This is a genomic window from Acidimicrobiales bacterium, assembly GCA_041394245.1.
In the GTDB taxonomy this organism is placed as follows: domain Bacteria; phylum Actinomycetota; class Acidimicrobiia; order Acidimicrobiales; family Aldehydirespiratoraceae; genus JAJRXC01.
The window spans coordinates 431,979-452,564 of record JAWKIR010000003.1 but is presented as its reverse complement, the minus strand read 5'-3'; the positions used below and the strand labels follow the sequence as shown (position 1 = coordinate 452,564).

The following is a 20,586-nucleotide window of genomic DNA, read 5'->3' as shown; positions in this document are numbered from 1 at the left end:
ATGTGGCGATGAATCCCGTTGACCCGGCCGAGTTCTGTGCAGACGTGCGAGGGCGGCTCGTCGCCGCGCTCGTGCTCTACACCGGCGACCGCCACCTCGCCGAGGAGCTCGCGCAGGAGGCGCTGGCCCGGGCGTGGGAGCGGTGGGACACCGTCGGTTCGATGGCGTCACCGGAGGGTTGGACGTTCCGCACGGCCCGTAACCTGGCCGTGTCGCGGTGGCGCCGACGGGCGATCGAGCGGCGGGCGCGGCAGTCGGCCGCACCAGTCGTCGTCGACCCGGCCGAGGGTGTCGCCATCCGTGATGCGGTCTCGGCGCTGCCGGAGCGCCAGCGGGCGACGTTGGTGGCCCGCTTCTACCTGGGCCTCTCGGTGGCCGAGGCGGCCGAGCACCTCGGCTGCGCCGAAGGCACGGTCAAGGCGGCCACCAGCCAGGCCCTCGACCGGCTTCGGTCGCAGGGGTTCATCGACGATCTGTCCGCCGATGAAAGGCCGGGAGCATGAACGACTTCGACGACCGAATTGCGTCTTCCGTGGCCGCGACCGCGTCCTTCGACGCGGCCGATGTGGCTGACCGTGTGGCCCGGCGTCGTCGTCGCCGTCGAGCGGTGGGTGCCGCTGCGGTGGCGCTCGTGGCCGTCATCGGCGTCGGCGCGGCCGTGGCCCTGACCGGCGACGACGAACCCGACGTGGAAGCGGTCGACGACCCGCCGTCCACGACCTCGTCCGTCCCGGATGCTCCGGTTGAACTCGTCCCGGCGGTCGAGGACCCGGTCGGCGCCGACGGTGTGACCGCAACGATGAGCGACTTCCACGTGGAGACGACCGAGACGTTCGGTTTCGTCGAGTGTGGGGTGAACGGCGAGCCCGGGCCACCGACGGGCGAGCGGGCGGCCGAGCTGGAGGCGGTCATCGAGAACCTGCGCGACGCCGGACTCCACGACCAGCCCTTCGTCGGCAGTTCGGGCGGACCGCAGTCGATCTGGGGGGTGCCGTCGGTCGGGCTCTCGTCGCGCTACGAACCGACGCTGCGGTGGCTCGCCGACCGGGTCGACCCCGCCGACGTGTGCCTGGAGTTCCCGGCGTTCGGTCTGCGCAACCTGCCGCCCGAGTTGGCCGAGGTCGAGGTCGAACTCGTCGACGGTCGGGTGGTCGTTCGCGCCGTCGGGTGTGAGCCGAAGGGCGAGTGGGTGGAGCCGTTCATCCGGCAGGACGACGACACCGCAGCGCTGGGTATCGCGGTGGGTCGGGGCCAGACCGAGTTCACCGACGACTGTCCGGCACCGACGACCTACGAGTTCGACGCAGCAGGCGCGGGTGATCCGGAGATCGCGGCCGAGCCGGGGACGCTCTTCTTCGATGACCCGGTCGGCATCGGGACCACGGCCGACTTCACCTTCGATCCGGTCAACGTGGCGTCGGAGTCGACGATGGGCGACGACGTGATCTTCCAGCACGCCGACGATCCGACCGTGCAGTTCCAGGTCTCCGACGTCTTCAGCACCACGCCGGTGGCCGGCACCGTCGGCGAGGTCGCCACCGACCAGTGGCCCGTGACCGGCGCCGGCACGATCGTGGTCCCCGAGGGCGTCCCCGCGGGGACGTACTTCGCCCGCCTCGTCGCCAACCCCGAGCTCAACGGCACCCTTGAGGTCACCGGTCCGGTCGACGAGGGCGACGGCGACGGCGAGTCGTCCATGGGTCCGGAATGGGGCTGGCTGATTCCGGACCTCGACGGCGACGGAGCCGACGATGTCGTCGACGGCCGCAACGGCCAGGTTTTCCTGACGTTCCTCGACGGAGTGGCGCCCCTGGAAGACCCCCGAGGCGACCTGGTGTCCGTACCCGTCGATGGTGACCACGTGTTCACGTGCAACCCCGACGGGGACCTGTACGATCAGTGGGACGCGCCGATCGACGACGAGCGGTTCAGCCGCCGGCTGACCGCGCTCCGGGTGGTCGACGCAGTCGCCGAGTGGGTGCCGAGTCCGTCGTTCGTCTTCGAGATCGGTGAGGCACCGTTGCCGCCGAGGGGCCAGGGCTGCGAGACGTTCGGAACCCATCCCCAACCCGCCGTCGCAGGCCCGGTGGCCGACGGCGACGTCAGCGACGTCCACGTCGAGGCCACCGACATGGTGTTCCCCGACTGTCCGGCGACCCTCGACCCGGCGGCGACCACACCGCAACGTTCGGCTGAGCTCGAGGCCCTTCGCATCCGTCTCAACGCCGACGGACTCACCGACGCGACGATGTTCTACTCGGGCTCGAGCATCAACGGCGGCCGCCTCCAGATCGGCCTGTATCGCCGCTACCAGCCGACGATCGACTTCCTCGCCGATCGGGCCGAACCCGACGACATCTGCTTCTTCCTCCTGCCGCCGGTCGGCGCGTTCACCGCACCGCCGGGCACGCTGGAGTGGACGGTCGACGAGTCCACCATTGACGGCCCCGACGACACCGTATTCACCGTGGTCAACGCCGCCCAGTGCGGAGTGATCTACGAGGAGCGGCTGCTGCCGCCCCAGGTCGTCGAGTCGGATGACCGCGTCGAGATCGCCGTCCCGCTCCTGCCCCGGTTCGGACCGTCGATTCTTCCGTGCTTCGAACCCGATCGGTTCGAGATCACCCTCGCAGCCCCGATCGGCGATCGCGACATCGTGCCGCTCGTCGGCCCGACCATTCGGTTGTCGTCCGACATGGCGGTCATCTCCGTCGACACGCCGCTCACCGTGGCCTTCGATCCGGCCGGGCTCGGCGGCGCGACCACGATGGGCGACGACGTGATGCTCCAATCGGTCGACGACCCGTCGGTCCAGATCCAGATCGGCGGCGTGTTCACCGACTCGCCGACGACGGGGGCGCCGGCCCCGATCGTCACCGATCGTTGGGACGCGACCGGCGAGGCGAGCCTCGTCATCCAAAGCGACACGCCGCCGGGGGAGTACACTTTCGTGTTCATCGAGCACCCCCAGTTCTGGGGCACGGTCACCGTCCCCGTTCTGTGAGCTTCAGTGCCGCTCTTGGCGGCGTTCAAGCTCACAGAACGGCGGGGGTGGGGGCTCAGGGGTTGGCGGCGAGTTGCTCGACGGGGGCGAAGTCGTCGCGGAGGACCTCGCCGCCGTCGATGAAGGCCTCGACGTCGTCGACCAGCACGCCGTCGGCCGGGTCGAACACCAGCGGCGGGAGCGGCCGGTCCGACGCGACGAGGATCTGGTTGCGGGCCCGGCGGTCGATGCCGTCGGGATGGATGATCCACTCGACGTGGTCGAAGTTGGCTCGGAGGGTCGCTGCTTCCCATTCAGCGAACCGGTTCTCGTCGCCGTCGATCAGGTTCATCACGTAGATGCCGTCGTCGCGCAGGACCCGGTCGATCTCGGCGATGAACTCCGTCGTGGTCAGGTGCCAGGGGACGGATTGGCCGCCGAACGCGTCGCCGATCACGACGTCGAACGAGTCGTCGGCGAACTCACCGATCGACAGCCGGGCGTCGCCGATCGAGACCTCCATGTCGGGGCCCGTCACGAAGCCGAGCTCGTCGCGGGCGACGTCGAGGAGGAGGTCGTCGATCTCCAACACGTGGTTGTAGGAGCCCGGCCGGGTCGCCTCGAGGTACATCGGCACGGAGAAGCCGCCGCCGCCGACGTGGAGCGTGTCGATCGCACCCTCGGACGTGGAGTTGATCACGTCGGTGATGAGCCGGATGTAGCGGAACTTCAGGTTGGTCGGGTCGTCGAGGTCGACGGCGGCATGGCGCAGGGTGTCGAGATGGAGGTAGCGCACGGATGCGTCGTCCTCGTCGACGGCCACCCATCCACAGAAGTAGGCCGACTCGAACTCGCACGGCGAATCGGCGGTTGCACCGATCCCGAACGACGCCAGCAGCACGACGACGAGCGCGGCGCTCGGCGCCTTCCGGGTGATGCGCACTGTCTCGAAGACGCCCCACGCGACCAACAACGCGCCCACGACCATGACGATCGGCCGGGTCGGTGCCGCGGCGACGAGGACGAAACCGGTGACGAATGTGCCGAACAGGGCCCCCGCGGTGCCGACGGCCGAGAGACCACCGACGACCTTGCCGGTGTCTTCCAGCGAGTTGAGCCGCAGCTTGGCCACCATCGGACTGATCGCCGTGAGCACCGTGGCCGGAGCGAAGAACGACACGGTCGCGAGCAACACGATCGCGGCGGGTTCGCTGCCGAGTTCGGGGCCGAGCACGCCGACGATCCACAGTGACCACCAGGCCAGCGCGCCACCGATGGCCAGCGCCGGGCCGATGAGCATGGCCGGGTCGTAGCGGTCGGCCAACCGTCCGCCGATGGCGCTGCCGAGGGCAATTCCCGCCAGGATCGTGCCGATGATGGCGGTGAACGTCTCCAGCGACACGCCCACGTAGGGCGCCATCAGCCGTCCGGCCAGGATCTCGAGCACGAGCACCGCGGCCGACGTGGTGAAGACCAGGATGCGGGCATGGAACTCGGACACGTCGGCGAGGCTAACGGCCCCCCGCCACACCGGTGTCAGACACCCGCTACAGGTCAGTCCTCGGCATACGCGAGCAGATCACCCGGCTGGCAGTCCAACACCTCGCACAAGGCCTGGAGTGTCGAGAACCGGATTGCCTTGGCCTTTCCGGTCTTGAGGATCGACAGGTTCGCGAGCGTGATCCCGATCTCGTTGGAGAGATCGGTGAGCGTCATGCCCCGGGCTTCGAGGACCTCGTCGAGGCGGACGACGACCGGCATCAGATGGTTGCGGCGTCGAGTGCCTCGAGCTCGACACCCCGCTCGAACGCCCGGCCGATCGTGAGGAGGAGCAACCCGACGACCACCCATGCCCACGGGTCACTGATCTGCGAACGGGTGTGGAAGCCATCGACGGGCAGCGTTGCGTCGTCGAGCAGCGCATCCATGACGCGGGGCATGGCGGTGCCGAGTACCGCGTAGATCAGTGTCGCCCCGCCGATTCGGCCGAGGCGGCGGGCGTTCTCGTGGCTGAAGGCGTCGCCGATGAGCGTGGTCCGTGTGATGCCCTGAACGTTCGTCACTGCGACCCAGGCGAGAACGAACCAGGCTCCCGCAAACGCCATCGCTGCGGTGCGCGGTGTTCGTCGCTCGAGGTCGATCGTGACCTCGGTGGCGCCGAAACGAGGGATTTCGTCAGCGGATGTCCGATCGTTGGACGAAATCGTCTGCGTGGCGCCGTCGATCGTGATCGCGTTGCCCGCATTGTCGGTGTAGGTGAGTTCGGGTTCGTCGGTGCTGCCTTCGAGGCTGACGCTCGTCGTGACGAACAGGCCGACCACGGTCAGCGCGACGAAGAGGATCGTCGCAAGGAGGAGCAGTGCCCTCGCGACTCGAAGGATGACGTCGAGGATTCGCAGAGGGGCCACCCGGAGGCGAGTTGTCATATCGAAAAACGATAAACCAGGACCATATCGTTTGTCAATAAGAACTGCAGCTCAGGAGGGTTGCAGCAGGTCCCAGGCGTTGCCCCAGGGGTCCTCCCACACGGCGACGATGCCGTAGGACTCGTGGCGGGGCTCCTCATGAAAGATGACGCCGGCTGCCACCATCCGGGTGTGGTCGCGGTCGAAGTCGTCGGTGTGGAGGAAGAATCCGACCCGGCCGCCGAGCTGGTTGCCCAGCGCGGCGCGTTGCGTCTCCGTGTCGGCCCGGGCCAGCACGATGTGCGTCTCCGCCCCCGGCGGCCGCACCGTGACCCACCGCTTGCGACCCTCGTCGCGGTCCTCGGTGAGCTCGAACCCGCACACGTCGACGAAGAAGGCGATCGCTTCGTCGTAGTCGGGTACGAGGAGCGAGAACGCCGCGATGTGCCGGTGCGTCATCAGCACATCGCCTCAGTCCTCCTGTAGCGGGTGTCTGACACCGCTGTGGCGGGTGTCTGACACCGGCGTGACGGCTCGGATCTGGGGGCCGTGTTCATCGAGCTTGGGCGGGGGGAGGGACGTGTCGAGGCGTGCGCCGTCGATGACGATGGGGGAGCGGATGCCGACGTAGCCGTCGGCCTGCACGGTTGCATCGATGTCCATCTCGGCCGCCCATGCCAGTGCCTCGGGGATCGAGTTGATCGGTCCGGTCGGCACCTGGTGGGCCCGCAGCTTCTCGACCCACGCATCGCGCGTGTCGGTCGCCAGCGTGCGTTCGAGTTCCTCGGCCAGCTCGTCGATGTGGGCCCTGCGGGTCGGGTTGTCGACGAAGCGTGGATCCTCGAGCAGGTCGGGACGGTCGAGGGCCGCGCACACGCCGGCGAAGAGCTTCTGGTTGGCCGCCGCGATGATGAGATCACCATCGGCGGCCGAGTACGACTCATAGGGCGCGATCGACGGATGGCGGTTGCCGTCGCGGCGCGGGTCGGCCCCGGCCATCGTCACCGCGGTGCCGTGGTTCCCGAGCGCGGCGAGCGCGGTGTCGAACAGGCTCACGGCGACATGTCGTCCCTCACCGGTCCGTACCGCGTCGGTCAGCGCGGCCAGGAGGCCGATCGTGCCGTAGAGCCCCGTGGTCATGTCGACGATCGGGACACCGACCCGATTGGCCCGACCGTCGCCCTCGCCGGTCATGTGCATCAGCCCGCCCATGGCCTGGGCGACGAGGTCGTAGCCCGGCAGGGTCGACGCCGGTCCGTCTTCGCCGAACGCGGTGACGGTGCAGGTCACCACGGCGGGGTTGTCGATGGCGAGCGTCGCCCGGTCGAGCCCCCGGGCCGCCATGAACCCGGGCCGGAAGTTGTCGACCACCACGTCGCCGCTCGCCGCCAGCGACCGGGCCACGGCGAGATCGTCGTCGTCGAACAGGTCGAGCACGATCGAGCGCTTCCCTCGGTTGAGCGATTCGTAGTAGGTCGAGTGCTGCCCGCCGTCGGCGCCGGGATGCCACGGCGGGCCCCAGATGCGTGTGTCGTCACCGTGCCCCGGCCGCTCGATCTTGATCACTTCGGCGCCGAGATCGGCGAGGTTCTGCGTGATCAGTGGTCCGGCCAGGACGCGGGAGAAGTCGATCACACGGGTGCCGGCGAGGGGGAGCGGTCTGGTCACCTTCGCAATCTGGCAGAGTTTGACGGTGCATGTGAGCATCACGGTCCCGACCGAAGATCCGCGGCTCGCTCGCGAGGTCTATCCCGCGCTCGAGCGCATCGGCTACGACCGGGCGTTCTCCTTCGAGGCGAAGCACGATCCGTTCGTGCCGCTCGCCATCGCCGGTGAACACACCGAGCGCATCGAACTCGGCACCGCGATCGCCATCGCGTTCGCCCGCACGCCCATGACGCTGGCCAACACCGGATGGGATCTCCAGGCCACCACCGGCGGCCGATTCGTCCTCGGCCTCGGCTCGCAGGTGAAGCCCCACATCGAGGAGCGCTACTCGATGCCGTGGTCGAAGCCGGCCGCCCGCATGCGGGAGATGGTCCAGGCGATCCGGGCGATCTGGCACGCGTGGGAGACCGGCGAACGTCTCCGCTTCGAGGGCGACTTCTACACCCACACCCGGATGATCCCGGCGTTCGACCCGGGCCCGAACCCCTACGGTCCGCCGCCGATCTTCACCGCCGGGTTCGGCCCGCTCTCGACCCGTGTCGCCGGTGAGGTGGCCGACGGGTTCCTCGTGCACCCCGTCAACACACGTCGTTCGCTGCAGGAGGTGACCCTGCCCGCGATCGCCGATGGGGCGGCGAGAGCCGGTCGCGATGCGGCCGACATCGAGGTCGTCTGCGTCACCATCGTGGTCACCGGTCGCACCGAGGAGGAGTTCAGCCGCTCGTTGGAGGCGGTCCGGGGTCAGCTGGCCTTCTACGCGACGACGCCGGCGTACGCACCTGTCTTCGAGCTGCACGGCTACGGCGATCTCCACCCGGTCCTCAACCGGATGGCGAGGGAGAACCGGTGGGACGAGATGCCGTTGCTCATCGACAACGAACTCATCGAGACGATCGCGGTGGTCGGCGAGCCCCACGAGATCGCGCCGCGGATCCGGGCCCGACTCGCCGGGATCAGCGATCACGTCAGCCTGGTCAACAACCGGGCGCCCGACCCGCGCCACTTCGCGGAGGTCGTGGCCGGGCTGCATACGATGACTGCGTGACCGACTTCATCCGCGAGAAGATCGCCGCCGACGTTTCCGACGGGCCCTACGGCGGTCGGGTGCAGACGCGGTTCCCGCCGGAGCCCAACGGATTCCTCCACATCGGCCACGCGAAGTCGATCACGCTCAACTTCGGTGTGGCCGAGGAGTTCGGTGGCACGTGCGTCCTGCGCTTCGACGACACCAACCCCGACACCGAGGACAGCCGCTTCGTCGAGGCGATCCAGGACGACATCGAATGGCTCGGCTTCGACACCGGTGAGCCGGCGTTCGCATCCGACTACTTCCGTCAGCTCCACCACTGGGCCGTCCTGCTGATCGAGAAGGGCCTGGCCTACGTCGACGATCAGGACGCCGAGACGATCTCGAAGAACCGGGGCGGCTTCACCGAGCCCGGCGTCGACAGTCCGTGGCGCAACCGCAGCATCGAGGAGAACCTCGAGTTGTTCGAGGGCATGAAGAACGGCGACTTCGCCGAAGGGTCACGGGTGCTGCGGGCGAAGATCGACATGAACCACGAGAACATGCAGATGCGTGATCCCGTGATGTACCGCATTCGCGACAGCCATCATTTCCGCACCGGCGACCAGTGGAAGATCTATCCCACCTACGACTGGGCCCACGGCCAGAGCGACGCGATCGAGGGGACCACCCACTCGCTGTGCACGCTCGAGTTCGACACCCACCGTCCGCTCTACGACTGGTTCATGGAGCAGCTCGAGCTGCCGGGCGATCATCCCCGCCAGACCGAGTTCGCCCGTCTCAACCTGACCCACACGGTGCTGTCGAAGCGCAAGCTCCTGCAGCTGGTGGAGGAGCGCCATGTCGACGGGTGGGACGATCCCCGCATGCCGACGATCCGTGGGTTGCGTCGACGCGGCTACCCGGCCGAGGCCATCCGGGCCTTCGCCGCCCACATCGGCATCGCCCGGGTCAACGGGACCCACGAGATCGAGCTGCTCGAATCGTTCGTGCGGACCCACCACAACGCGCACGCGCTGCGTCGCATGGCTGTCCTCGACCCGATCGAGGTCGTCCTCACCAACTGGCCCACCGGTCAGGACGACATGCGGGAGGCGATCAACAACCCCGAGGACGAGTCGGCCGGTACCCGCGAGGTGCCGTTCAGCGGCCGCCTCTTCATCGAGCGCGACGACTTCATGATCGATCCGCCGAAGAAGTTCTACCGGCTCTCGCCCGGTACCGAGGTGAGGCTTCGGGCCGGCTACTTCATCACCTGCAACGAGGTGGAGACCGGCCCCGACGGCGAGGTGACCCGGCTGCTGTGCACCTACGATCCCGAGACGGCGGGCGGTCAGGCTCCCGACGGACGCAAGGTGAAGGCCACCATCCACTGGGTGTCGGCCGACCATGCGGTCGACGCGACCGTGATGCTCTACGACCGCCTCTTCACCGACGAGCACCCCGGGGCCGATGGCGTCGATCCGTTGACGTCACTCAACCCGAATTCACGCGAGGTCCGGCTCGGTTGCAAGCTCGAGCCGGCGCTGGCCGACACCCCGCTGGGCGAGGTGGTGCAGTTCGAGCGGCTCGGCTACTTCGCCCACGATCTCGACGAACCCATGGTCTTCCATCGCACCGTCGGCCTGCGCGACGAATGGGCCAACATCCAAAAGCGCCAGGGCTGATCCCTACAGGTCGGCGAACGGCTCGAGATAACGCCAGGCGATCTCGGGTGGTATCCCACCGCAGAGGGGCTGGAGTGAGAGCGCGCCGTACTGGTCGCGTAGCGTGCGGGCCTCGTCGGGAGTGACGATCCGGTACGCGCCGTTCTCGGCCCGCAACTCCTCGACCGTCGTGGCCTGCGATCCCGAGGCGGCGGTGGTCGATCCGAGCCATTCGCCATACATCCGGGCGTCGTGGAGCAGGTGTTCGCCGATCTCGGCCCAGCCCGCGTCGGGGTCGTCGGCGATGAACAGCGAGGTGGGTGATCCTGCACCCGGCGAAAGGCACATGCCGGGTGGGTTGCCGGCCTCGATCGCAGCCTCGTCGTAGGCCGCGGCCAGCGCCGGGTCGGAGTGCTGGGGGAGGAGCATCATCCCGAGGCGGGCCGCTCGGCGGGCCGCGGCGGGAGTGCCGCCGCCGTACATCAGCATCGGTCCGCCTTCGGTGAACGGCCGAGGGGTCACCTCGACCGTGCGGCCCTCCCACTCGAATCGATCCCCGTCGAGGGCCCGGCGGAGCACGGAGAGCCGCTCGTCCATGATGGCGCCGCGCCGGGACGGGTCGATGCCGAACATCGAGAACTCCTCGTCGCGGTAGCCGAGCCCGATCGTGTAGCTGACCCGACCTTGGCTGAGATGGTCGAGCACGACCATGTCCTCGGCGAGCTTCACCGGGTCGTACATGAGAGCGAGCAGCGCGGCGACGTTGATCGTGAGGGTGGAGGTGCGAGCGGCCGCGGCGGCGGCCATCACGATGGGTGACGGGAGGTAGCCGTCGCTCGACGTGTGGTGCTCGGAGAACACGCCGGTCGCCCCGTTGGCTTCACCCCATTCGAGCATCTCGAGCGAGGTGGCGTAGAGATCCGACATCGTGGCCGTGGACTGGGGACCGAGTCGGAAGTCGAAGCGCAGAATGATCATGGCCGAGAGCCTTGCACGACGCGATGGGCGAAGCCGAACGAACGCGGCCGGTCGACGAAGCGCTCCTCGTCCTCGGTGGCGAGGCGGCCGATCTCGGGGTCGTCGATGATCCCCTCGAGGAAGTGCTCGACCGACCGCAGGTGAAGCTCCGACATGGAATCGCAGGGTTCGGCCTGCAAGCCGGTCGCCTCTCCGAGCCCACGTGAGGCCTCGAGGTCGACGTGGAGCTGGACGTAGCCCTCGATGTGAGGGGTGCGCAGACCGAAGCCGGAGTGGATCGATTCGTAGCGGGCGAGATAGTCGTCGTGGGTGAAGTCGTGGCGCCGGCGCATGAGGTACTGGTAACGGACCGGCGTCGGTGAGGCCGGCTCGATGAACACCCGGTCGGTGCCCACGAGCGCCATCGAGCGGCGCCGGTCGACGCGGTCGCCGAGCGCCGTGGCAAGGTCCGCGAGTGTGTCGCGATGTCCGGCGGTGGTCTCCACCGCGGCGGTGAACGGCGAAGCCGCCCCCATGAAGCACGCCGGGTCCCGGGTCATGGTCGTGAGTTCCTCTGCGACCGCGGCCAGCGCCGGACCGAGGTCGGCGCCGTCACGGGCGACGAGATGGAGGATGAGTCGTTGGCGCATGGGCCGTCCTCGGCAGTGGGTGTGGCGGGTGTCTGACACCGCTGTGGCGGGTCAGGGGAGGAGGTCGCGCAGGACGGCGAGGTCGTCGACGGCGTGCGCGAACATGGGCTCGGGTCGGTCGTCGTCGCCGCCGGTGCCGTGGACGAACTCGAGGGTCCACGTGCCGTCGAAGCCGAGGTCGCGGACCAGCGACACCTTCTCCACGAGCTCGTCGCGGATGTCGGCGAGAGCGGGCGACCCGGTGAACAGATGGTTGACGTGGACGTGGGTGATCCGGTCGCCGTAGGCGTCGAACTTGGCCCGGATCACCTCGACGTCGTCGTGGGTGTGGAACAGCGCATTGCTGCCGGCCGACAACACCCGTGCCGCGGCGGCCGGGTCGTCCATGGCCGAACCGTCGTGGCATTCACACACGAGCTCGATCCCCGGCAGCGCCGCAGCCCAGCGTTCGAGGCGGGCCGCGTAGGCGTCGAGCGACGCGTCGTCGCGTTCGGGGCCGGTGTTCCACTTCACCTTCGGGGCTCCGGTGCGCAGGATCAGCTCGGCCGCTGCGAGCCGCTCGGTGTCGTCATCCTCGTCGAACGACACATACGTGTTGTAGACGGCGACGGGCAGCGGATGGTCGACGATGGCTCGGCGTTCGGCCTCGTCGGCGTCGCGGAAGTGCGCCTCCCAGAGCTCGATCCCGTCGAAACCGGCCGCCTCGATGGGGTCGAGCCACTCACTGATCCGCGTGGTCGCCCACCGATCGTTGGTGACACCGAACCAGCGGTTCGGTTCGAGGACGATCGTGCCGAGGTTGATGTGGGCCATGGTCAGGACCACACCGCGCGGAGCGTCCCGACCGGATCGTGGAGGATCCCGCTGGTCTCGCCGAACTCCATGGTCGGGCGTCGACCGGTGTCGTAGGGCGGCCATTCGCCGATCCCGTCGTGACTCGGGTCGCCGTGACGGATGAACCCGATCCACGCCCGATGCATCCGGTCGGCGAGGTCGTCGGGCCAGGGTCGGCCCTCGCCCATCACGCCGGCCCAGGCGTCGATGTCGCCGTTCCAGACGAACGGGATCTCGAGAGCGTGCATGGCCCCGAGCCGGCCACCGAAGCCGCGGCTGGCCCAGGTGAACAGGTAGACGTAGACCTCGCCGCCGGCGTCGCTCTGGGCGTCGGCCAGCCGGAGGGCGCCGGTGCGAAACATCGTGTCGTTCAGCATCCGTACCATCAGTCGGCGGTTGCTCTCGCCCGGGTACTCGCGACGGAACGCCCCGATCACCGCATCGGGATCGTCGTCGTGTTCGGCGACGGCCACCTGGAGCTGGTGGTCGCTCACCTCGCCGGTCAGGTAGAACCCGAAGAGCGTGCCCTCGTCGCTGTTGGTGCCGACGAGCAGCGGCTTCGCCGCCGGCCCGAGTGCACGGACGGCGTCATCGGGATGCCGGGTGATCGTGTGGTCGTCGAGCGCCGGTCGGAGGCCGCCTCGTCCTTCGCCGAGCAGGAACGGTTCGCGGCCCTGCATCTGGGCCTCGCCGACGGCGACCTGGGCGTCGAGCAGCTGCTGGGGGTGAGCGGCGCGGAGACCCTCGATGCCGCCGCCGACCTCGTCGACGACGAGGTCGCTGTGGTCGGTCGTCGTGCGGGGGAACGAGACCGGTGGGCTCTGGGCGATCGCCCGGTGGTAGAGGTGATCGGCTGCCGGTGAGCCGAGGATCGCAGCGACGGATCCGGCTCCGGCCGACTCGCCGCAGATGGTCACCTGGTTCGGGTCGCCGCCGAAGCGCTCGATGTGGTCGTGGACCCACTGCAACGCGGTGATCTGGTCGCGGATGCCGTTGTTCTGCGATCCCGCCAGCGCGGGATCGAGATGGCCCAGCTCCATGAAGCCGAACACGCCGAGCCGGTAGTTGACGGTGACGACCACGATGTCGCCCCGTGTCGCGAACGAACCACCGTCGTAGGCGTTGCCGGACCCGCCGGTGTAGGAGCCGCCGTGGATCCAGAACAGGACGGGCCGACCGCCGTCGTCGGGTGCGGGGGTGAACACGTTGAGGAACAGACAGTCCTCGTCCCATCGGATGTCACGCCCGGGCAACGGACTCCCCGCCGCTCGCGCCACCTGGGGTGCTGCGGTCCCGAACCGCGTCGCGTCGTAGACCCCGTCCCATCCCTCGACCGGAACCGGCGCGGCGAAGCGGCGGGCGCCGGTCGGCGGCTCCGCGTAGCGGATGCCGAGGAACTGGTGGACGCCGTTGCGCTCTCGGCCCCGGATCGTCCCGAGTTCGGTGTGGACGGTGGTCACTGTGGCGCTCCGGTCGGGTCGAGGGCGAAGTGGCTGATCTGGATGTCGTCGACGCCGTAGTCGGCGAAGTTGTCCTCGGCCCGGCCCCGGATGAACTCCTTCCAGGTGAAGGCCCGGTAGCGCGGCCCGGTCGCGGCGAGCGCCGCGATGGGCTCGATCACACAATCACGTGGTGGGTTGGAGAAGAACGGGATCGAGTAGCGGCTGCGCTCGGTCATCGGCACGACGCGGTGGACGGCCGCCCGGTAGCGGTCGTTGGTCCAGACCTGCATGGTGTCACCGAGGTTGACGACGATGGTGCCGGGCCGCGGTTCGACGTCGATCCAGCCGTGTTCGAGCGACGCCGCCTGGAGCCCGCCGGTGTCGTCCTGCAGGAGCAGGGTCAAGACGCCGGGGTCGGTGTGGTGGCCGAGGGCGACGTCGCCCAGCGGATTGAGGGCGTCGCGTTCGCCCGCCGGGACAGGGTCGTCGACGGGGTAGTGGTTGAGGCGCACGGTGCTGGCCGTCCGCTCGTTGCGATGGGTTGCCGTGGCGGTCGGATCGAGGCCGAGGGTCGCGTGCACGAGGGCGAGCGTGTCGGTGGCCAGCGCGGCGAAGCCGTCGAAGAAGTCCGCCATGGCCGATCGGAAGTCGGCGGGGGCTGCGGGCCAGCGGTTGGGGCTGCGATCATCGGGGATCGACGGATCGATGAAGTCGAACACCTCCTTGTTGTCGCGCTTGCGCTTCGTCAGTTCACGGTCGTACCAGCCGAGCATCGCTTCGGGGCTGCGGCGGATCGCCTCCTTGTTGGCCGGCGCCGATGCGAAGAACCCGGTGCTGGCCGTCCAGGTGTGCGCGATCAACTCGTCGAGCCCGTGGCCTTCGAGCAGGAAGAATCCGTGGTCGGCACAGGCTGCGTCGAGGGCATCGAGTGACACGCTCGACGGATTGCGGATGTCGACGGTGGGCACCAGATCCATGCGGCTGCACCGTAGGCGCGGCGAACCCGGAGGGCACGCGAAGTGACCGGACGACCCTGTTCGGCTCGAGAGCGCGGTGGTACCCTCCGCGGTTTGATGACCAGCAAGACGTGGATCCGGGTACTGCGATGACCTACGACTGGGCGTTCCTGCCGATGCGGAGCTCCAACGAGCTGATGGGCGATGCCGCCGGCCTGCGTGAGCGACTCGACGTCGACGGCTATCTCTACTTCGAGCAGGTGTTGCCCCGCGAGAAGCTGCTCGAGGTGAGGACGCAGATCACGGGCGTGCTCGCCGACGCGGGTTGGATCGCCGGTGGCGACGAGCAACTCGACGCGCGGGCCATTCGCAGCCCGGTGCGCGAGGGGGAGGACGACTTCTGGGACGCGTTGCACGGGGTGCAGAAGCTGCAGGTCTTCCACGAGTTCGCCCACGATCCGGCGTTGACGGGTCTGATGCAGCAGGTACTGGGCCCGTCGGCGTTCCCTCACCCGCTCAAGGTGTGCCGGCTGATCTTCCCGGAGTTCGAGGCGATCTCGACGCCGCCCCATCAGGACTTCCCCAACAACCAGGGCAGTGAGCACCTCACGGCGACCTGGATCCCGCTGAGCGATGTGCCCGTCAGCCTCGGGGGGATCGCCGTGCTGCGGGGGTCGCACAAGTGGGGTCTCCTCCCACTCGAGACACATCTCGGTGCGGGCAACCGGTGTGCCCGGTTGCCGCTCGACATGCTCGAACAGTGCCGTTGGGTGACCACCGAGTTCTCCCTCGGCGACGTGTTGGTCTTCCCTTCGCTCACCGTTCACGCCGCCCGTCACAACCTCTCGACCAACGCGATGCGGCTCTCGATCGACTTCCGTTGGCAGCTCGAGACGGAGCCGATGACCGAGGGATGCCTGTCGCCTCACTTCGGCACCCTCAGCTGGGACGACATCTACGAGGGCTGGGACTCCGAGGAGCTCCAGTACTACTGGCGTGATCTCGACCTCGAGATCGTCCCCTTCGAGGAGTTCGCGGTCCGCGCCGCCGCCTCGCCGGAGGAGATGATCGGCGAGTACCTGCGCCAGGAACATCGTTCGAGCGTGCGCCGGCAGTGGCGCGGCGGCGACGCGTGAGCGTCGACGCGCTCGCTGCGGCGCTTGCCGGGCTCGACCCGGCCGCGGCGATCGATCTCCGGCATCGCTTCTTCGCCGATTCGACATGGTCGCCCCCCGATCCCCTCCCGCCGCGGATCACCGCGGGTCCGTGGTCGGGCCCCGAGATTCCCGAGATCGACCCTGGCGATCTCGACGCCGACCGGTATCGCACCCTGATGGCCGATCACGGATGTGTCCTCGTGCGAGGACTGATCGACGAGGCGCGGGCCGCCGAGCTGCGCCGCCACATCGATCGCGCCATCGAGGCCTTCGATTCCGACCCGGACGCGATGCCCGATCGGGCCGAGTGGTTCACACCGTTCTCACCCCGTCCCGAACACGGCAAGCTCGGCATTCGCCGCAAGTTCATGCGCGACGCGGGGAGCCTGTGGGCGGTCGACTCCCCGCGGATGTTCGACGAGGTGCTCGCGCTCTACCAACGGATCGGCGTGCTCGAGCTGGTCGAGACGATCCTCGGCGAGCGCCCCGTGATCTCGGCGAACAAATACAACCTCCGCCGGGTCCCGACGGGCATTCCCACCAACTGGCACCAGGACGGAGCGTTCCTCGGCCAGGAGACCCGTTCGGTCAACCTGTGGCTCTCGCTCTCGCATTGTGGCGTCGACGCGCCGGGACTCGACCTGGTGCCGCGCCGGATCGATCATGTGGTCGACACCGGCACCCACGACGCGGTCTTCGACTGGTCGGTCGCCCAGGCGGTGGTCGACGAGGTCGCCGGCGACGCCGGTGTCGTCCGTCCGGTGTTCGCACCCGGCGACGCGCTCCTGTTCGACCATCTCTTCCTGCACCGCACTGCGCTGAGCGAGGCGATGACCCACGAGCGCTACGCGATCGAGAGCTGGTTCTTCTCGCCCTCGACGTTCCCGGAGGGGCAGATCCCGATCGTGGTGTGAGCGCTCAGATCGCGTGCCGTTCGGCGAACTCGTAGAACTCGATGTCGAGGGCGTTGTCGGTCTCGATGCGGTGCCGGAGCTCGTCGCTCACCGGCGCAGGGGTCGACTTGTTGGCCTCGACCGGACGACCGAGATCCCACCCGAAACGCAGGCCGAGCTCGGTGCAGAACTCCTCGAATCGTGTCTGGACACCGACGACGTCGATCGTCGCGAGGCGCTGCTTCGCGAGGTCGAGGCGGGCCCGATCGAACTCGATGTCGGTGAGCGCGCCGTCGGTCATCTCCTCCCGGCGTAGCGCGACCATCTTGATCATGTGGTTGCGGGTGAGCAGCTGGCGCAGCGGGTCGTCGTAGATCTCGTCGAGGGACTTGTCGTGATCCTCGGGTGTGAGGTCGCGATGGTGCTGCAAGACGGAGATCGTCCGCTCGACGGGATGCCGCAGGACGGTGAAGGTCCGGAAGTCGTCGCCGAGGAGCTCGGTCGTGCACAGCGGGAAGTGCCCGGTGACGACCTCGATCTCGTCGCGGCGGGCGCGGTAGCGCTCGATCAGGTACTCGGGAACCAACGTCCGGTCGGGTGCCGCATCGTCCTGGGGGCCCGGGTAGAGCTGTGCCGGTTCGAACTGGCGCTGCAACCGCCGCCACAACGCCGTTCCCGCGGTCTTGTGGAGGTGAAGGAAGAAGTACCGGGTCACGACATCCGGCGCAGGTAGCCACCCTGGTTGAAGGTGAGTCCGAACCGTTCGACACCCCTGTCCTGCACGAACTCGCCGTGGTGCGGCAGCAGGCCGCGCATGGCTTCGAGCGGTCCCGGCCCGTAACCGGGCCAGACCGGGTTGCCGTTGACGATCGTGTCCTCGAAGATCAGGTACGAGCCGACGCTCACCAGCGGCGCGTAGCCCTCGAACTCCTTGGTCAACATGCCGGCCTTGCCGCCCGCGCCGAGGATCACCATGACCGCGGCGTCGTCGCCGATCTGTGACGACACGCGCTCGACGGTGGCGGGTGTGTGGGCGGTGCCGTTGACGTGCCGGAGCCGAGGGGCGGCGCCGGGATCGGTCGTTCCGACCGAGACGACCTCGCCGTGCCCGAGCAGTTCGCAGATGCTCGCCGCGAAACGGGCGGTGCCACTGCCTTCGCGCTCGACGACCACGATCGTGTCCGGACGGATCGACGAGATCAGCTCCTGGTAGATGACCAGGTCGGTCGGCGCGTTGCGGATCGGCTGGCCGAGCCAGGTGGTTTCCTGCCAGGCGAGCGTCTTCCAGACGTGGTCGATGACCGATGCGGCGACCTCGTCGGCCATGCGGATCGGCTCGGCCGGCCCTTCACCGCGCGAGTCGGGGCGGTCGAAGGCCATGGCGCTCAGCCGTCGAGAACGGGTCCGCATCGCCGAACGCGACGAGAAGCTGCCAATGTAGTGGAGGTGCTTGCCGGGTCCGCCGAGCGTGCGGCCCCGCAGGTCGCGATAGTGGTCGCCGTAGCCGAAGATCTTCGATCGGCGATCGTCGACAGAGCCGTCGTTGGTGGTGATGCCGCCGTGCACCTGGTGGAACGAGCCCTCGCCGAGGATCGTGACGACCTTGACCCCCGGGTGCGCGCCGAGTCGTTCGTAGAGCTCGAGGTTGGTGTAGCCGCCCCCCGGCATCGAGAAGCGTTCGTCGAATCCGCCCACCTGCTCCAGCAGCTTGCGGCTGGTGAACAGGCAGTTGCTCTCGATGATGCCGTCGAGCCAGTCGCGTTCTCCGATGAAGTGGCTGATCTCGAAGAGCCGGTACCCGTCGGAGGGCCATTCGATGTTGGCGAAGAGCTCGTCCTCGACATCCTGGTTGTACTGGTCGCCGATGAACTCGGGTTGTTGGCCGGGTCCGACATACCACTGCTGCGTCGCGACGATCGCGGGACCGTAGGCGCCGAGGCCGTCGAGCCCGTAGCGCAGTACCCCCGGCGTCAGCAGGTGGGCGCCGTCGATCATGAAGGCGAGGTTGGTTCCCTTCGCCATCTGCATGCCCATGTTGAGCGCGGCATTGGGCGAGGGGTCGGCGTCGTCGCCGAGGGCGACCAGGCGGAACTCGTCACCGAAGCTGCGAACGAACTCGTCGGTGAGTCGCTGCTCGGGATCCGATCCGTTGTCGATCGCGATCACCTCGTAGCGGACGTCGTCGAGTCCGTTCTGGTAGCGGCGCGACAGCGTGTGCAGGGTTCGTTCGGCCTCGCGGGCCATGTTGTGGAAGATGACGACGACGGACAGGTCGATCGAGTCGGTCGGCGCCGCCCCGGCCAGTGGCACCGGGCCCCCTCCGAGAGATGGTGCCGCCGCAGCACCGTCGGTGGAGTGCCGCCAGGCGAGTCCCCGCCATCCGAGCCGTTCGACCGCACCGCGGTCTGAGCGGGCACGCAGTGTCGCGTCGGCGTCCTCCGGCCCGACGAGATCGTCGACGAGGACGAGGGCCCCGTCGCTGAGTCGGTCGCCGAGGGCGTCGAGGATGGCCGGTGCATCGGCTGCGGCATCGCGTCCGATGCGCAGCAGGGCGATCGAACCGATCGGGCTGCCGGCGAGCGCCTCCGTCGGGGAGCCCTGTACGAACCGCACCCGATCGTCGAGCAGACCGAATCGCTCGAATCCGTTGCGGACGTCGGAGAGGTCCGCCCACAGATCCGCCTTGCCGCCGTCGGCGAGCGGGCGCCGGTCGCCGACGGGCGCGGCGCGGAACTCGTCGGCGATCCACACCTGGCGCTGGTCGTCCTCGTGGGCATCGAGGTAGCCGCGTAGATAGATCCCCACGCCGCCGCGGCCGCACCCGACATCGACGAGATCACCGGCGATGCCGTCGCGCCGCACGGTGTCGAGCGCCTCGTGGATCGCATCGAGGCGCTGCCGCCCGATGTCGGTGTAGGCGAACGCGCCGGTCGCCCCTGTCGGATCGCCCTCCTTGCGCAGGCGGTCGTACTCGCGGACGATCGGTGGTCGATGCTGGCGTGGCGATCGCAGCATCTCGAGGTCGGCGTCGGTGCGCCGCTCGACCGCGTCGAGCAGCTGGTCGATGCGAACCTCGTTCTCGACATAGTGCTCGTCGAGCAGCGTTGCCCGGAGGAGGTCGAGGTGTCGCCCGACGGCCCGATCGAGTCGGGCATCGTTCATCCGCCCGATGTTGTGACTGAAGACGACCTCGTCGAGGCGGATCGATTCCGAGAGCTCGAGCAGTTCCTGCACACCGGTGATGGACTCGAGCCGGTCGAGCATCTCGCGGACGGCAGGGTGATCGTCGAGGTACGCCTCTTCGGCGACGATCGCCAGGCCGTAGTAGATGGGCAGGATCACCTGTCGGATCGGCGTGTCGTGCTCGGCGATGAAGTCGTCGAGGCCGGTGCGGACCCCGTTGCGCGGGCCACCTTCCTCGATCGCGTTCGCCAGCGTCGTGTTCATGCCGCCACGCTTGAGCAGCGTGGGCCGTCCCGGGGTCATCCCGCGGGTGTCCCACGGTTGCTGCTGGTCCTCGGGGATGTTGCTCGGGTCGTAGTAGAGATCGCGGCGCCCGTAGGGCCAGCAGACGTCGTGCAGGACCATGAGCGGGAGGTGCGTCCCGGCCCGTCGTGATGCGTCGCGCAGGAGTGAGCACTCGTTGTAGACGGTGTACCAGTTGTGGTCCCCGTCGATCAGTGCGAAGTCGAAAGCGTCGGCGGTGGGCAAGACGTTGAGGCTGAGGTCACGGTGGAAGATGTACTGCCCCGGGAACCGGGCCTCGTGCTCGCCGGGGTCGAACTGGGGCACGGGGTCGATCACGTGGATCTCGGCGTCGGGGCCGAGGTCCTCGAGCATCTTGATCGTCGTCTCGCCCCGGAGCGCGCCGATTTCGACGATTCGACGCGCCTGTGCGGTGCGGACGAGGGGAGCGATGACGGGTTCCCAGAATGGGTACATGGAGGTCTTTCCGGCAGGGATGTGAG

At 68.5% G+C, this 20,586-nt stretch carries 18 protein-coding genes; 6 read left to right on the top strand and 12 right to left on the bottom strand.

Annotated features, from left to right (window positions below):
- Positions 1–8 precede the first annotated feature (8 nt).
- Together R2707_16800 and R2707_16795 are read left to right on the top strand one after the other, a co-directional pair.
- Entirely contained in the window at positions 9–503 is a 495-nt protein-coding gene (locus R2707_16800; GenBank protein ID MEZ5246757.1) for a sigma-70 family RNA polymerase sigma factor, read from the top strand.
- Complete coding sequence (locus tag R2707_16795; protein ID MEZ5246756.1) at positions 500–3,004, top strand: hypothetical protein; 2,505 nt, start codon at positions 500–502, stop codon at positions 3,002–3,004. The genes R2707_16800 and R2707_16795 overlap by 4 nt, the downstream gene beginning before the upstream one ends.
- A gap of 55 nt (positions 3,005–3,059) precedes the next feature.
- On the opposite strand, the gene R2707_16790 is transcribed toward R2707_16795, so the two are convergent.
- The 5 genes from R2707_16790 to R2707_16770 are packed head-to-tail and all read right to left on the bottom strand — an operon-like array spanning position 3,060 to position 7,056.
- Positions 3,060–4,484, bottom strand: a complete 1,425-nt coding sequence (locus tag R2707_16790; GenBank protein ID MEZ5246755.1) for a fused MFS/spermidine synthase — start codon at positions 4,482–4,484, stop codon at positions 3,060–3,062.
- Positions 4,485–4,537: 53 nt separating this feature from the next.
- On the bottom strand, positions 4,538–4,744 hold the full coding sequence (locus R2707_16785) for a helix-turn-helix transcriptional regulator (protein ID MEZ5246754.1): 207 nt from the start codon (positions 4,742–4,744) through the stop codon (positions 4,538–4,540).
- Positions 4,744–5,409, bottom strand: a complete 666-nt coding sequence (locus R2707_16780) for a DUF2975 domain-containing protein (protein ID MEZ5246753.1) — start codon at positions 5,407–5,409, stop codon at positions 4,744–4,746. The genes R2707_16785 and R2707_16780 overlap by 1 nt, the downstream gene beginning before the upstream one ends.
- Before the next feature lie 51 nt (positions 5,410–5,460).
- Positions 5,461–5,847, bottom strand: a complete 387-nt coding sequence (locus R2707_16775) for a VOC family protein (protein MEZ5246752.1) — start codon at positions 5,845–5,847, stop codon at positions 5,461–5,463.
- Positions 5,848–5,859: 12 nt separating this feature from the next.
- Positions 5,860–7,056, bottom strand: coding sequence for a CaiB/BaiF CoA-transferase family protein (locus R2707_16770; protein ID MEZ5246751.1), 1,197 nt, complete (start codon positions 7,054–7,056; stop codon positions 5,860–5,862).
- 25 nt (positions 7,057–7,081) lie between these two features.
- Here R2707_16770 and R2707_16765 point away from each other — a divergent pair, with 25 nt between their 5' ends.
- The gene (locus R2707_16765) at positions 7,082–8,101 is read left to right on the top strand and encodes a TIGR03617 family F420-dependent LLM class oxidoreductase (protein ID MEZ5246750.1); all 1,020 of its coding nucleotides are present in this window, start codon (positions 7,082–7,084) and stop codon (positions 8,099–8,101) included.
- Positions 8,098–9,750, top strand: coding sequence for a glutamine--tRNA ligase/YqeY domain fusion protein (locus tag R2707_16760; protein ID MEZ5246749.1), 1,653 nt, complete (start codon positions 8,098–8,100; stop codon positions 9,748–9,750). The genes R2707_16765 and R2707_16760 overlap by 4 nt, the downstream gene beginning before the upstream one ends.
- A gap of 3 nt (positions 9,751–9,753) precedes the next feature.
- Here the strand turns inward: R2707_16760 and R2707_16755 are convergent, their stop codons facing one another.
- The 5 genes from R2707_16755 to R2707_16735 are packed head-to-tail and all read right to left on the bottom strand — an operon-like array spanning position 9,754 to position 14,589.
- The gene (locus tag R2707_16755; GenBank protein ID MEZ5246748.1) at positions 9,754–10,707 is read right to left on the bottom strand and encodes an LLM class flavin-dependent oxidoreductase; all 954 of its coding nucleotides are present in this window, start codon (positions 10,705–10,707) and stop codon (positions 9,754–9,756) included.
- Positions 10,704–11,336 carry an EthD domain-containing protein gene (locus R2707_16750; GenBank protein MEZ5246747.1) on the bottom strand — a complete coding sequence of 211 codons (633 nt, stop codon included), beginning with the start codon at positions 11,334–11,336 and terminating at the stop codon, positions 10,704–10,706. Before R2707_16750 ends, R2707_16755 begins: the two co-directional genes overlap by 4 nt.
- 51 nt (positions 11,337–11,387) lie before the next feature.
- Positions 11,388–12,161 (bottom strand): hypothetical protein, encoded by a 774-nt coding sequence (locus R2707_16745; protein MEZ5246746.1) that lies wholly within the window; start codon positions 12,159–12,161, stop codon positions 11,388–11,390.
- Positions 12,152–13,630 (bottom strand): carboxylesterase family protein, encoded by a 1,479-nt coding sequence (locus tag R2707_16740; GenBank protein MEZ5246745.1) that lies wholly within the window; start codon positions 13,628–13,630, stop codon positions 12,152–12,154. Before R2707_16740 ends, R2707_16745 begins: the two co-directional genes overlap by 10 nt.
- On the bottom strand, positions 13,627–14,589 hold the full coding sequence (locus R2707_16735) for a 2OG-Fe(II) oxygenase family protein (protein MEZ5246744.1): 963 nt from the start codon (positions 14,587–14,589) through the stop codon (positions 13,627–13,629). Before R2707_16735 ends, R2707_16740 begins: the two co-directional genes overlap by 4 nt.
- A 128-nt stretch (positions 14,590–14,717) precedes the next feature.
- On the opposite strand from R2707_16735, the gene R2707_16730 reads away from it, so the two are divergent.
- Complete coding sequence (locus R2707_16730) at positions 14,718–15,704, top strand: phytanoyl-CoA dioxygenase family protein (GenBank protein MEZ5246743.1); 987 nt, start codon at positions 14,718–14,720, stop codon at positions 15,702–15,704.
- Complete coding sequence (locus R2707_16725) at positions 15,701–16,639, top strand: phytanoyl-CoA dioxygenase family protein (protein MEZ5246742.1); 939 nt, start codon at positions 15,701–15,703, stop codon at positions 16,637–16,639. The genes R2707_16730 and R2707_16725 overlap by 4 nt, the downstream gene beginning before the upstream one ends.
- Positions 16,640–16,643: 4 nt before the next feature.
- On the opposite strand, the gene R2707_16720 is transcribed toward R2707_16725, so the two are convergent.
- Together R2707_16720 and R2707_16715 are read right to left on the bottom strand one after the other, a co-directional pair.
- A complete protein-coding gene (locus R2707_16720; protein MEZ5246741.1) occupies positions 16,644–17,333 on the bottom strand; it encodes a hypothetical protein in 690 nt (229 codons plus the stop codon).
- Positions 17,330–20,560, bottom strand: a complete 3,231-nt coding sequence (locus R2707_16715; GenBank protein ID MEZ5246740.1) for a CmcI family methyltransferase — start codon at positions 20,558–20,560, stop codon at positions 17,330–17,332. The genes R2707_16720 and R2707_16715 overlap by 4 nt, the downstream gene beginning before the upstream one ends.
- Between the last annotated feature and the right edge of the window lie 26 nt (positions 20,561–20,586).

Excerpts from the sequence above, each read along its gene's own strand:
- R2707_16800 (MEZ5246757.1), top strand. The coding sequence starts at position 9 with ATGAATCCCGTTGACCCGGCCGAGTTCTGTGCAGACGTGCGAGGGCGG.
- R2707_16795 (MEZ5246756.1), top strand. The coding sequence starts at position 500 with ATGAACGACTTCGACGACCGAATTGCGTCTTCCGTGGCCGCGACCGCG.
- R2707_16785 (MEZ5246754.1), bottom strand. The coding sequence starts at position 4,744 with ATGCCGGTCGTCGTCCGCCTCGACGAGGTCCTCGAAGCCCGGGGCATG.
- R2707_16780 (MEZ5246753.1), bottom strand. The coding sequence starts at position 5,409 with ATGACAACTCGCCTCCGGGTGGCCCCTCTGCGAATCCTCGACGTCATC.
- R2707_16775 (MEZ5246752.1), bottom strand. The coding sequence starts at position 5,847 with ATGACGCACCGGCACATCGCGGCGTTCTCGCTCCTCGTACCCGACTAC.
- R2707_16755 (MEZ5246748.1), bottom strand. The coding sequence starts at position 10,707 with ATGATCATTCTGCGCTTCGACTTCCGACTCGGTCCCCAGTCCACGGCC.
- R2707_16750 (MEZ5246747.1), bottom strand. The coding sequence starts at position 11,336 with ATGCGCCAACGACTCATCCTCCATCTCGTCGCCCGTGACGGCGCCGAC.
- R2707_16735 (MEZ5246744.1), bottom strand. The coding sequence starts at position 14,589 with ATGGATCTGGTGCCCACCGTCGACATCCGCAATCCGTCGAGCGTGTCA.
- R2707_16730 (MEZ5246743.1), top strand. The coding sequence starts at position 14,718 with ATGACCTACGACTGGGCGTTCCTGCCGATGCGGAGCTCCAACGAGCTG.
- R2707_16715 (MEZ5246740.1), bottom strand. The coding sequence starts at position 20,560 with ATGTACCCATTCTGGGAACCCGTCATCGCTCCCCTCGTCCGCACCGCA.